We start from the raw sequence: 13,116 nt of genomic DNA, 5'->3' as shown, positions 1-13,116 counted from the left end.
TATTGAAAAATGGCGCTGTATTTCAGCGCCATAGGGGAGGATTAGGCATCCGGGAAGGTGAGTGTATTGCCCGGTGCTTCTCGATTAAGATGAAGGAAATTCAGGTGGCGCTCGTACTGATCCAAAATATCGTTAATCACCTGTTCTTTACTGTAGTCCATCAGGTCATTCCCCTGACTTCCTTCCAACAGGAAAGTCTCAAGGCGGTAATAATCTGATTTCCCCGAGCGGGCGCGGTAGGTAAACGCAGGGACGCTATAGCGCTGTGGCCAGATTTGGTAACAGAAATTCTGTTCATCACCCAAATTCACCAGCAGTTCGAGATGGTTTAGACGCTCATCTTCGACAGGTGGCAATTCGCTGACTTCAACGCTGGCACCGCGCAAGCGCAGTTCACGTGCGACATCCTCCATGGCGGCTTTACAGACGTTATCCAGCATTTTCTGTGTATGCGTTGTGCCAGGGAAATTCATGACGCGTGAGATACGTTGTTTCCAGTTCAAACGATCGTCGCCTGAAATTGGCATCGGCGCCGAGGTTTGTAAGGAACTGGCTTTACGGTAATCCTCAACACGTAGTGATTTATATAACCCCGCCATAATAAAGAACATCACAAAGCTAAACGGTAATCCCATGATAACGGTGGTGTTCTGTAATGCGGACACGCCGTTTGTCATCAACATACCTAGCGTCAGCAGGCCAATCGCGACTGACCAGAAAATTCGCAGCCAGTTTGGCGCATCATTGTTGATGTCGCCGAGGCGAGAAGTGAAGTTGCCCAGCACCAGCGAACCGGAATCGGCAGAGGTGACATAAAACAGCAAGCCAGTAATGGTCGCGACAGAGGCGCTCAGGCTAAAACCAGGATATTGTGCCAGCAGGCTGTAGAAGCCGCGCTCTGGGTGCTGCATGACTTCATTGGCAAAGTCCAGATTACCGTGGATGACCTGATAAAGCGCGCTGTTGCCGAAAATGGAGAGCCACAGCAGGGTAAAGACAAACGGAATGATCAGCGTGCCGACAACGAACTGCCGAATCGTTCTGCCGCGTGAGATACGTGCCAGAAATAGCCCGACAAACGGTGCCCATGCTACCCACCATGCCCAGAAGAACAGCGTCCAGCTATTCATCCACTCGGTTGGACGATCGAACGCAAAGCTGTTGAGCGTCATGCCCGTAAAGCGGTTGATGTAGTCTCCGACGTTCAGTACCAGTGCATTCAGCAGAAATTCGGTATCACCCCAGAAGAGCAGAAAGAGAATCAAACCCAGCGCGAGTAGGACGTTAAGCTCGGAGAGGAAACGAATGCCGCGATTGACTCCGGATGTTACGGAAACGGTCGCCATGATCACGGAAAGCAGGATGAGCGAGGCCTGAACGGTGAGATTCTCTGGGATCTGGAACAGAACTTTCAGCCCATAGTTCAACTGAACGACGCCGATACCCAGCGTGGTGGCGATACCGAAGATGGTTCCGAGCACGGCCGCGATATCAACGCTATGGCCAATCAGGCCATTAATGCGTTTACCAAAGATAGGGTAAAGGGCGGAACGAATCGTCAGCGGCAGATTATACCGGTAGCTGAAGTAACCCAGCGCGATGCCCATCAGCGCGTACATTGACCAACCGGTTAACCCGTAGTGGAACAGCGTCCAGACCATCGCCTGTCGTGCGGCTTCCATCGTTTGGCCTTGTCCTTCCGGCGGCATCATATATTGCGTAATGGGTTCCGCAACGGAAAAGAACATTAAATCGATACCGATCCCCGCCGCAAACAACATTGCTGCCCAACTCATCAGGCTAAATTCAGGTTTCGACTGCTCCGGTCCGAGCTTGATCGAACCAAAGCGAGATGAGGCGACGAAGATAACGAACACGATGTAGAGCGTGGCGGCTAACAGATAGTACCACCCAAAGGTGGCAGAAACCCAGTTAAGCGCGTGGGTAATCCAGGCGTTGGCTTCTTTGTTAAACAACATAGTCATCAGCGAGAAGGTCAGGATTAATCCCGCTGATGTGTAGAACACGACAGGATTCAGTCGATCCTGCTGGGAGGGGGTTTCTGATGCTGGCATGGTTATCCCTTGCGTTACGTGAACAGATACTCTGACTCCTCTCTCCACGAAGTGTGCTTAGCGCATACCAAGAATGGGGCGCAGGACATCCGCTGAGTACGCTTTCCGTTGAAGATGGTCATCAGAACAAAAAAGAAATTATTCTTTTTAAGTTGGAGCTATTGTCTGAACTCCAACTATTTTTCGTGATAATTGATACAGATTTTTAACCTTCCAGCAATAAAAGATATTCATTTTTTATTGAACGTTCAATCAAAAAAAAGTTTAATGGGACAAATCGGATCATGAATCATCGTCTTTTACCGTGATTCATCACGCAAAAATGAAGGGAAAAAAATGAAGGGGAAGTGCCGTGCCTAAAGTCGGAATGCAGCCTATCAGACGGCAGCAACTCATCGAAGCGACGCTGGCAGCGATTAACGATGTGGGAATGCACGATGCCTCGATCGTACAGATTGCCCGACGAGCAGGGGTGTCGAATGGGATCATCAGCCATTACTTCCGCGATAAAAATGGTTTACTGGAAGCAACAATGCGCTACCTGATTAGTCATCTGGGGCTGGCGGTCAAATCAAGGCTACTGAGTCTGACAGAAAACACGCCCCGCGCACGTTTACGTGCGATTGTTGAGGGAAATTTCGATGATAGCCAGACAAATAGCGCAGCGATGAAAACCTGGCTGGCGTTTTGGGCCAGTAGCCTACATTCCCCAATGCTCTATCGGCTACAGCAAGTTAACGATCGGCGGCTTTACTCCAACCTATGTGTCGAATTTAGCCGTTGTTTATCGAAGGATAACGCGCGTATTGCGGCAAAAGGGCTGGCTGGTCTGATCGATGGGCTGTGGCTGCGTGGTGCGCTAAGTCATGATGCCTTCAACCGTGAAGAAGCGCTGAGCATTACTTACGGCTATATCGAGCAGCAGCTCATTCGCACGTAATACTTCCTTATTATTTTGCCTTTTCTGCCCGGAGCGCGTATCCGGGTGGCCATCAGACAGGAGAATTTATGTCTCTCTACGGTTTACAACAGCTTTATATCAACGGCGCGTATGTCGATAGCACGGGTGACGATACGTTTGATGCCATAAACCCCGCGAACGGCGACATCATCGCCCAGCTCCAGTCGGCTACCGCCGCAGACGTTGACCGAGCGGTCAGCGCAGCAACCGCAGGGCAGAAGATATGGGCAGCGATGACAGCAATGGAGCGCTCGCGTATTTTACGCCGTGCCGTGGATATTCTGCGTGAACGCAATGATGAGCTCGCATTGCTTGAAACCCACGACACCGGCAAGCCGCTCTCAGAAACGCGCACTGTCGATATCGTGACCGGCGCGGATGTTCTGGAATACTACGCGGGATTGATTCCCATGTTAGAAGGGCAGCAACTTCCCCTGCGTGATACCTCGTTCGTCTACACCCGCCGTGAACCACTTGGGGTGGTTGCGGGTATCGGTGCCTGGAACTATCCCATTCAGATCGCATTGTGGAAATCGGCGCCTGCACTGGCGGCGGGTAACGCGATGATCTTCAAACCGAGTGAAGTGACATCGCTTACTGCCCTGAAGCTGGCGGAAATCTACACCGAAGCTGGGTTACCGGCTGGCGTGTTCAACGTGCTAACAGGGACGGGGAAAACCGTTGGTCAGGTACTGACCACGCATCCGGGGATTGCCAAAGTCTCTTTCACCGGTGGCATCGCCAGCGGGAAAACGGTAATGGCCAATGCCGCAGGCTCGACCCTGAAAGCGGTCACGATGGAGCTGGGTGGGAAATCGCCGCTGATCATTTTTGCTGATGCCGATCTGGATAAGGCCGCGGATATCGCCATGATGGCGAACTTTTTCAGTTCAGGGCAGGTGTGTACCAATGGCACGCGCGTCTTCGTTCCGCAGGCATTGCAGGTGCAGTTTGAGGAAAAAATTCTGGCGCGTGTTCAGCGCATCCGTATCGGTGACCCGACTGACGAACAGGTGAACTTTGGTCCACTGGTTAGCTTCCCGCACAGAGAATCCGTACTGCGTTACATCGAAAGTGGAAAACGCGAAGGCGCTCGCGTGCTGGTGGGCGGCGAACCGATGACTGACGAGAAATATGCACAAGGCGCATATGTGGCTCCTACGGTGTTCACGGATTGTCGGGACGATATGACGATTGTGCGGGAAGAAATCTTTGGCCCGGTCATGAGCATTCTGACGTATCAGAATGAGGATGAAGTCATCCGTCGTGCTAATGATAGCGAGTATGGGCTGGCGGCTGGCATCGTGACCAGCGATCTGAATCGGGCACATCGGGTTATTCATCAGCTTGAAGCCGGGATTTGCTGGATCAATACCTGGGGCGAATCTCCGGCAGAGATGCCTGTGGGCGGCTACAAACATTCGGGTGTCGGGCGTGAAAACGGCATAACAACATTGGAACACTATACGCAAATTAAGTCTGTACAGGTTGAACTGGGTGAATTCCGCTCGGTATTTTAAACGAAGGGGAGAAAGCCTAATGGAATATGATTACATCATTATCGGCGCGGGTTCCGCTGGCAATGTGCTGGCAACGCGTTTAACAGAAGAAAGCGACGTGAGCGTACTGCTGCTTGAAGCGGGTGGCCCGGACTATCGGCTGGATTTTCGCACGCAAATGCCCGCGGCATTAGCTTTCCCATTACAAGGGAAGCGTTATAACTGGGCTTATGAGACTGACCCTGAACCTCATATGAATAATCGCCGTATGGAATGCGGTCGTGGCAAAGGGTTGGGGGGCTCATCGCTGATTAACGGCATGTGCTACATCCGTGGCAATGCGATGGATTTTGATAACTGGGCGACAATGCCGGGTCTGGAGGACTGGAGTTACCTTGATTGCCTGCCGTATTTCCGCAAAGCAGAAACGCGGGATGTGGGCTCGAATGACTATCATGGTGCGACGGGCCCGGTTTCGGTGACCACACCGAAGATGGGCAACAATGAGCTGTTTCACGCGATGATTGAAGCGGGTGTACAGGCCGGTTATCCGCGTACGGACGATCTTAACGGCTATCAGCAGGAAGGCTTTGGGCCGATGGACAGAACCGTCACTCCGAAGGGGCGCCGCGCCAGTACCGCCCGAGGCTATCTGGATCAGGCGAAAGGCCGTCAAAATCTGACCGTCGTGACACATGCTTTAACCGACAGAATTCTCTTTGATGGGAAGCGTGCTGTTGGCGTGGTTTACCTTAAAGGCGACAGTACGGAGACTGCTACGGCACGCCATGAAGTGTTGCTATGTGCAGGCGCGATCGCCTCGCCACAGATCCTGCAGCGTTCCGGCGTGGGGCCAAAAGATCTGCTTCAGGGGCTCGATATTCCTGTTGTGCACGATTTGCCCGGCGTCGGTGAGAATTTACAGGATCACCTGGAAATGTATTTGCAATACGCCTGCAAAGAGCCGGTATCACTGTATCCCGCACTACAATGGTTTAACCAGCCGAAAATCGGGGCGGAATGGTTGTTCAATGGCACAGGCATTGGTGCAAGCAACCAGTTTGAGGCGGGTGGCTTTATTCGCAGCAGTGATGAGTTTGCCTGGCCGAATATTCAATACCATTTTCTCCCTGTTGCGATTAACTACAACGGCAGTAACGCGGTAAAAGAGCATGGGTTCCAGGCTCATGTCGGCTCCATGCGGTCGCTTAGCCGGGGACGTGTGCAGGTGCGTTCCAAAGACGCCCACGAGCACCCTAGCATCCTGTTCAACTATATGTCGACAGAACAGGATTGGCAGGAATTTCGCGATGCGATCCGCATTACGCGCGAAATCATGGCGCAGCCAGCGCTGGATAAATACCGTGGACGAGAAATCAGCCCTGGGCTGGAGGTGCAGACCGATGAGGAACTGGACGAATTTATCCGCACCCATGCCGAAACGGCATTTCATCCTTCCTGTTCTTGTAAGATGGGAGAGGACGAGATGGCGGTGGTCGATGGTCAAGGGCGCGTTCACGGTATGGAAGGATTGCGTGTGGTGGATGCCTCCATCATGCCGCAAATTATTACCGGTAATCTGAACGCGACAACCATTATGATTGCCGAGAAAATTGCCGATCGAATTCGTCGTCGTCAGCCGCTGCCGCGCAGTAAGGCGCGCTACTATGTGGCTGGAAATACCCCCGTGAGAAATGCACCGCTGAAACCCGCCACCTAACGTTCCCCGCATAGCCAATTGGCCACTCAGATGGATCGCATAGGATGTGCGGTCCATACTTTTCATTGTTATACACAATCTGACAAACAAACGCCTTCCGCACCATTACTATGGGTGACAACACCATTAGTGATGTCACTTTTCCTTGAGGAACAAAAATGAATAATTGGCTGCAACAGATTCAGGGCTTATTAAACTCCGGTAGCAAGCAGGGGGATCATCATCAAGGCGGCAAAAACGGCAATTTGGGTGACATGCTGAAGCCTGCTGCGCTGGGAGGCTTGGCAGGTGTCTTGTTGTCGAATAAGTCCACACGGAAGATCATGGGGTCATTGGGTAAAAATGCGTTAATCATTGGCGGCAGCGCAGCGGCGGGGGTGGTGCTGTGGAACCAGTACAAGAAACGCGTTCGTGACACGCATCAGGATGATCCACAGTTTGGCACCCAGTCTTCGAGCGAGAATATTCGTGCCCGTCGCCTGATTCAGGCTCTGGTTTTTGCCGCTAAAAGTGACGGCCATATTGATGCCACGGAGAAACAGCGTATTGAAGAGAACATTCAGCAACTGCAACTGGGTAGTGAAGCACATGGCTGGGTGCAGGAAGCGATAGAGCAACCGCTTGACCCGGCTCTGCTGGTGAAAGACGTGAAGAATGAAGAAGAGGCGCTTGAGGTCTACTTCCTGAGCTGTGCGGTCATTGACGTCGATCACTTCATGGAAAAAAGCTATCTGGATGCGCTAGCGACCGAACTGAAGATACCGCAAGATGTACGTCAGTCGATCACCCAGGAGCTGAAAAGCCCGTCATGATAGGGCAGGTGGTTTACGCTGGGTGAGATAACATCAGAGAGATAAGCAGATAACGCGGGCGAAAGGTGTTTCACCCGCAGTGCTATCTGATACTTAGAAAGCGCTGGTGTCTTTGAACAGCCCCACTTTCAGTTCGTCGGCGGTATAGATTTGCTGGCCGTCAACCAGTACTTCACCATCAGCAATACCCATCACCAAACGGCGATTGATTACGCGTTTGAAGTGAATGCGGTAAGTCACTTTCTTCGCTGTCGGCAGCACTTGTCCGGTGAATTTGACTTCACCCACGCCGAGAGCGCGGCCTTTACCTTCGCCACCTAACCAGCCCAGATAGAAGCCAACGAGCTGCCACATGGCATCCAGACCGAGGCAACCTGGCATCACCGGATCGCCGATGAAATGGCAACCGAAGAACCATAGGTCAGGCGTGATATCCAATTCGGCTTCCACATAGCCTTTACCATACTTACCGCCGTCTTCTGTCATCTTAACGACACGGTCCATCATGAGCATGTTAGGGGCGGGTAACTGAGGGCCTTGCGGCCCAAACAGCTCACCACGACTGGAGGCAAGGAGGTCTTCTTTTGTATAGGATTCGCGTTTATCTACCATGGTCTCTGTAAGCCTTATTTTAATGAAGCACGCAGGTTAGCGTACACCTGTACGCTGGGCAAGTCTGTTGCGTCTGGTTGAACCAGTTGGTTTAACGGAAAAACCAAGGGAAACGTCTACGTTCCGGCGGTGCGAGTTGGCCAATTCGTTCACGAATCGCGGCCAGCAGGTTTGGCTGCTGCTCATCGTCATAGGCGAAGTTGGTCAATAATGACAACGCTTCTGGCGCAGTCTCTACCGGGAAAAGATGGAATTTCCCTTCGCGTACAGCTTCAACGACATCTTCCTGTAAACAGAGATGGCGCAGGTTAGCCGCAGGTAGAATCACGCCCTGCGTTCCCGTCAATCCACGACGCTGGCAGACCTCAAAGAAACCTTCTATTTTCTCATTCACACCGCCAATTGGCTGCACGCGACCAAACTGATCGACGGAACCTGTCACCGCGAACTGCTGATTGATTGGTCGCAAGGAGAGGGCGCTGACAAGGGCACACAACTCTGCCAGAGAGGCGCTGTCACCATCAACCTCACTATACGATTGCTCGAAGACCATAGACGCAGAGAAGGGAAGCTGTTGATCGAGCTCCAGCTCCGTAATCAGGAACGCTTGCATGATCATCATGCCTTTAGCATGTAAATTGCCAGCAAGCTCGGCTTTGCGCTCGACGTCGGTGAATTCACCGTCGCCAGCATGAACGACGCAGCTAATACGCGCTGGTTCACCAAAGGCAACCGGATAGCCAGGGAATTCGAGTACAGACAGGCCGTTAACCTGGCCGACGACTTCGCCTTCCGTTTCAATCAGGATCTGGCCTAATTCTATTTCATCCTGCATACGCTCACGCAGGTAGCCTTCACGCCATTGACGAGCGGCGACGGCATCAACCAGCGCTTGTTCCGTGATTTGACCATCTCTGGCATACAGCGAGGCGTATTTTAATTGGCTGATTAACCAGCGTGGGCATAACGGTAAATTGCCCTGATCGCCGCTGTAACGCACTGCGATATTGACTAAGGCTGGCCAGGCATCGGCACCCAGTAGCGGCAGTTGATTCTCGCTGCATAGTGCATTGATATAGGCGCACCAGCGCGCCATGTCATCCGTTTCTATCAACTGTAATTGTGCTTCAAATTCGCCGTAAATCGCGTGCTCGCCTAATTCCGGCTCCATATCATGAATATCAGCCAGGCTTTCCCGATCGCCGAGAATAATCAGGCGAATATCAAGCGGCATCGGTGGAATATCAACGGGCAGTGGCTTGCGCTCATCTGGCGATAACCAACGGTAGATACCTTCAGCCATAGTCTGCTTCAGGCGTAGCCACATCAATGGTTGAGCCAACAACGCTCTGGCTGACAGGATCAGCGTACCGCCATTAATCTGATGGATCAGACCTGGATGCAGCGTGATGTCATCGTGAAAACGGCGGACACAGCCGAAGAGCTGTTCAGGCTCGATCCATTCCTGATAGCCACAGGGCTGTTGTGCGGCAAAATTATCCGCAAGTTGTGTGGCTGGTTCGACCCGGATATGACGACCCTCAATGATATATTTACTACCATGTATCGCCCCGGAGTCTGGCCTGATTGCGCCTAGCGCACGGGCGATCAATGCCATATATTCATCGTTCTCCTGCGCTTTCAGCAGCATAAAGCGGGAAGGAGAGCGAGGGTGGCAAAAGAGCGTCAGACTGTCGGCCAGACGCGACTGAATAGCGGAGAATTCAGCAGGAGCAAGCTGAGCTACCTGAGTGAATAGCGTTTGATAAGGCGTATTATTGGGCAGTAAATGCTGCCATGAGAGTCGGTTACTGGTCAAAGTATCAATGTAATCGTCTAATGGAAAAGCGTGATTATACAAGAATAATGTCAAGTGCGCATAAGGAGAGTCATCTCTCCGTCATCTTTAACATGCTGAAGCCTGGACGGTGTTTGGCTGATTGTCTTAAAAGCTGTCAAAAAACTGCCAGAAAACGGTCAAAATCAGGGAAAACTGTTATGCTGAAAATAACGTTACGCGGTCACTGAAGAATTTAATATGAAATATCAACAACTAGAAAATCTTGAGTGCGGATGGAAATGGAAGTACCTAGTGAAAAAACACCGGGAGGGAGAGGAGATTACGCGTTTTCTGGAGCAAAGTGCTGCGGACGAGGCGGTACAGGCACTTCTTAAGATGGAAAACCAGCCGGTGAATGTGCTGGAGTGGATTGCGCAATGCATGAATCCCACTTTAGAGAATCGGATGAAGCAGACGATACGCGCACGGCGTAAACGTCATTTCAATGCGGAGCACCAACATACGCGTAAGAAATCGATCGATCTGGAGTATCTGGTCTGGCAGCGACTTGCTGCTCTGGCCCAGAGGCGTGGCATTACTCTGTCAGAAACGATTGTACAGTTAATTGAAGATGCCGAACATAAAGAGAAATACGTCAACCAGATGTCGTTGCTCAAGCAAGATCTTAAAGCCATTCTGAATAAAGATGAAAGATGAGCGGCGTATGTCATCTGTCACATGCTGACACTTTCAACGTTGCGCAGCAACGGCCCGCAAGATGATGGATAGGGATTCCCGTCATAAAAAAACCTCGCCGGAGCGAGGTTTTTTCGTTAATAACTTAAGCCTGAGGCTGAGTTACAACGTCTTTGATGCCTTTAACTTCGATCTCTACGCGACGATCCGGTGCCAGGCAGTCGATCAGCGCAGCACGAGGTTTCACGTTGTCACAGGTAGAACCGGTAACAGGTTGAGATTTGCCCAAGCCACGAGCAGAGATTTTGTTCGCAGGGATACCTTTAGAAACCAGGTAATCAACGACGCTCTGTGCACGTTTTTCAGACAAGGCTTGGTTGTATTGCTCTGAACCGATACGGTCGGTGAAGCCCAGAACAACAACGGAACCGTCTTTCGGATCCAGTGAGCTCAACTGAGTGTACAGTTGATCCAGTGATTGCTGGCCTTCTGCTTTCAGCGTTGCTTTGTTGAAGTTGAACAGGACGTCAGATTTCAGCGTGAAACGCTTGGTTTCAACAACTGGAGCCGGAGCTGGAGCTGGAGCCGTAACTGGTGCTACGCGGTCATCTTGGCCGAAACGGTAAGACAGGCCAACACTCATCAGCATGTTGTCTGGACGGGCACCAACGGTACCAGCATCACCAATGTTGCTTACCCACTGGTAGTCAACACGAGTAGCCCAGTTTTTGTCGATAGCGTATTCAACACCGATTGCAGCCAGCGGAGAAACGCCAGTGTCATCGTTGTTGATGTCAGTTCTTACTCCGGTGTTCACAGAGGTAGCTGCATGGCTGTCAGCGCGCCATACCATACCACCCAGACGGGTATAAACGTCCAGATCTGGCAGGACTGGGTAGCTCAGTTTAGCAGCCAGTTGGATGCCCTGTGCTTTGAAGCTCGCACTGTCTGCTGCATCAGCAGTAGAACCTGCATACTTCATGCGGCCCAGCCAGTCGTAGCCCAGTTCAAAACCCAAGTACGGGTTAGCTTGATAACCAACAAATGCACCAGCGCCTAACTTACTTTTGATTGGGTTGTTGTTGACACCGGTGTAACCATTTCCGTAGAAACCAGTATCGTGGAATTGAGACACACCCAGTTTACCACCGGTGTACCAGGTATTATCTTTAGGAGCTGCTTGCGCGACGGTCGCGAAGCTTGCCAGTGCCACTGCAACTGCGATAGCTGTTTTTTTCATTTTACGCCTCATTATCATCCAAATCGGTAATTAACCTGAGGGGCTAATAAACCTTTGGTTAAAATCCTTTGGTTGGAGACTTTGCCCTTATTTATGACTCACTGTCAGTCAACTGACGTTATAAAAGAGCAACTCCAGCGAGTTAAAGTCTACAACGTGATGAGAAAGTTACAAGTATGATGTGATTTGCGTCATAAGAAAACCGCACGATTCATACACACTTGCTAACAAATAGTAGATGCTTTTGACAGATCTTACGCCTTTTAGCTGTATTAAATATATCCAAAAGGCCCGCAGAATACCGCTCTGCGGCGATCCGCATAGCATATAACAAGACGGAGTTGAGAAAATTCTTAATTTACTTAATGATACAATGTCGAATGAATTTTAAGGCTGGGAAATAGTCTATAGACGCCACCGCTAGTACTTTCTGACCGCATAATAAAGCCGTATGTATTTCCTGCCTGTGCGGCGTGCCGTAGCCGAACCTTCTCTTCTTCCGTTAATTCGTGTGGTAGCCAGCATAACACCGCGCTGTAATTTCCAGTCAGCAAGGCTCTCTCCATTGCATCAACGGTAAACTGCGGATTGATGTGGTGAAGTTGCACCATTTTATCGAGCGGCAACCCAGATTGCTGTGCCCAGGGACGGCTCAATTTTTGCTGAGGAGAAAGCCATAGCAGCCAACGAGATTGCGTACCTAACTGTTGTAAAAGCGGTAATAGCAGGTGTGTGACTATGGGCTGATCGGCGTTGTAGACGATTTCGCTAATAATTCCGCCCGCGCTGCTCGAGGTTTCCGCAGTATGCTGACTTGCAGAAAACGATGACGGCTGAACGTTGTGAGAGCTGATTGATTGCGTACGCATAATGAGTTCCACCCATAGTGTTACTGTATGGGTATACAGTATATGCTGTGTGCGTGAAAATCAACCTGATTTTTTTGAAAGCGCTTCGCATATTCCTCATGTAAGAGGCAATAAAAACATTTACTGTTTGAAGCCGCATCGGGGCTGTGTTTAATTATTTGTTCCTGCTACAGATGTTTTTAATTGTTCAGGAAGAAATCATTTCAATACTAAGGATTATGGCAATGAAGCAATTATGCAAAAAAAGGATTTTGCAATCTCAGCATTCTTTTTCATCTTTGGGGGACATCACTTCACGTTCCCAATTTGGTGGCTACAGCATCGCAGCAAATAAAACGATTTTTGGACTGGTGTCGGAAGGGGAGCTTTATCTCCGCGCCAGTAAGAAGGATGAAAAGTATTTTCAGCAGCGTGATATGCCTAATCTGGTTTATACCAAGCGCGGTATGCCAGTCCCGTTGAATTATTTCCTTGTCGATGAAGCATTATGGCAAGAACCTGTGCAACTGCTGTATTTTGCCCGTTTGGCGTTGGTCGGCGCGCAGTATGACAAAGCCGTCAGAAGCACCAACGGGCGGCTAAAGGATCTTCCGAATCTTAACCACGATATTGAACGCCTGTTGTGGAAAGCCGGGATAAGAAATGCCGATGAATTACAGCACTATGGCGCGAAAAACAGCTATCTCGAGTTGCGGAAGGTTCGTGCTAATCTGAGTGTCAACGTGCTATTGGCGCTAGCCGGTGCCATTTGTGGCACACATCAGGCGGCTCTTCCCCGCGGTATCCGCAACGACCTGTTGGAATGGTATAAAAACAATACGGCCTCCAAAGGATCAAAGCACTAAGAAATAC

At 50.7% G+C, this 13,116-nt stretch carries 11 protein-coding genes; 6 read left to right on the top strand and 5 right to left on the bottom strand.

Annotation, left to right across the window (positions count from 1 at the left end; all coding sequences use genetic code 11):
• Positions 1–41: 41 nt before the first annotated feature.
• On the bottom strand, positions 42–2,075 hold the full coding sequence (locus tag ACKQAD_RS14320; RefSeq protein ID WP_409160774.1) for a choline transporter: 2,034 nt from the start codon (positions 2,073–2,075) through the stop codon (positions 42–44).
• A 352-nt stretch (positions 2,076–2,427) separates the two neighbouring features.
• Between ACKQAD_RS14320 and betI the strand changes: the two genes are divergently transcribed.
• The 4 genes from betI to ACKQAD_RS14300 all read left to right on the top strand — a co-directional run bounded on the left by betI (position 2,428) and on the right by ACKQAD_RS14300 (position 7,067).
• Entirely contained in the window at positions 2,428–3,015 is a 588-nt protein-coding gene (gene betI, locus ACKQAD_RS14315) for a transcriptional regulator BetI (RefSeq protein ID WP_409160773.1), read from the top strand.
• A 68-nt stretch (positions 3,016–3,083) separates the two neighbouring features.
• Positions 3,084–4,556, top strand: coding sequence for a betaine-aldehyde dehydrogenase (betB, locus tag ACKQAD_RS14310; protein WP_409160772.1), 1,473 nt, complete (start codon positions 3,084–3,086; stop codon positions 4,554–4,556).
• A 19-nt stretch (positions 4,557–4,575) separates the two neighbouring features.
• Positions 4,576–6,255 carry a choline dehydrogenase gene (betA, locus tag ACKQAD_RS14305; RefSeq protein WP_409160771.1) on the top strand — a complete coding sequence of 560 codons (1,680 nt, stop codon included), beginning with the start codon at positions 4,576–4,578 and terminating at the stop codon, positions 6,253–6,255.
• 158 nt (positions 6,256–6,413) lie between these two features.
• A complete protein-coding gene (locus tag ACKQAD_RS14300) occupies positions 6,414–7,067 on the top strand; it encodes a tellurite resistance TerB family protein (protein ID WP_409160770.1) in 654 nt (217 codons plus the stop codon).
• Between the two features lie 93 nt (positions 7,068–7,160).
• Here ACKQAD_RS14300 and fabA read toward each other — a convergent pair whose 3' ends face one another.
• Both fabA and ACKQAD_RS14290 read right to left on the bottom strand, forming a co-directional pair.
• Positions 7,161–7,679 carry a bifunctional 3-hydroxydecanoyl-ACP dehydratase/trans-2-decenoyl-ACP isomerase gene (fabA, locus tag ACKQAD_RS14295; RefSeq protein WP_039353100.1) on the bottom strand — a complete coding sequence of 173 codons (519 nt, stop codon included), beginning with the start codon at positions 7,677–7,679 and terminating at the stop codon, positions 7,161–7,163.
• A 91-nt stretch (positions 7,680–7,770) separates the two neighbouring features.
• The gene (locus tag ACKQAD_RS14290) at positions 7,771–9,540 is read right to left on the bottom strand and encodes an AAA family ATPase (RefSeq protein WP_409160769.1); all 1,770 of its coding nucleotides are present in this window, start codon (positions 9,538–9,540) and stop codon (positions 7,771–7,773) included.
• A gap of 177 nt (positions 9,541–9,717) precedes the next feature.
• On the opposite strand from ACKQAD_RS14290, the gene matP reads away from it, so the two are divergent.
• Positions 9,718–10,176, top strand: a complete 459-nt coding sequence (matP, locus tag ACKQAD_RS14285; protein WP_409160768.1) for a macrodomain Ter protein MatP — start codon at positions 9,718–9,720, stop codon at positions 10,174–10,176.
• Positions 10,177–10,300: 124 nt separating this feature from the next.
• Here the strand turns inward: matP and ompA are convergent, their stop codons facing one another.
• Together ompA and sulA are read right to left on the bottom strand one after the other, a co-directional pair.
• Positions 10,301–11,395 (bottom strand): porin OmpA, encoded by a 1,095-nt coding sequence (gene ompA / locus ACKQAD_RS14280; RefSeq protein WP_409160767.1) that lies wholly within the window; start codon positions 11,393–11,395, stop codon positions 10,301–10,303.
• A 362-nt stretch (positions 11,396–11,757) separates the two neighbouring features.
• A complete protein-coding gene (sulA, locus tag ACKQAD_RS14275) occupies positions 11,758–12,264 on the bottom strand; it encodes an SOS-induced cell division inhibitor SulA (protein ID WP_409160766.1) in 507 nt (168 codons plus the stop codon).
• A 224-nt stretch (positions 12,265–12,488) separates the two neighbouring features.
• Here sulA and ACKQAD_RS14270 point away from each other — a divergent pair, with 224 nt between their 5' ends.
• Positions 12,489–13,109, top strand: a complete 621-nt coding sequence (locus ACKQAD_RS14270) for a TfoX/Sxy family DNA transformation protein (RefSeq protein ID WP_409160765.1) — start codon at positions 12,489–12,491, stop codon at positions 13,107–13,109.
• Positions 13,110–13,116 lie beyond the last annotated feature (7 nt).

The sequence above is a fragment of the Pectobacterium artocarpous genome (genome assembly GCF_046159765.1).
GTDB lineage: Bacteria > Pseudomonadota > Gammaproteobacteria > Enterobacterales > Enterobacteriaceae > Pectobacterium.
The sequence above is the reverse complement of the archived record's forward strand: the minus strand, read 5'-3'. Positions and strand labels throughout refer to the sequence as shown.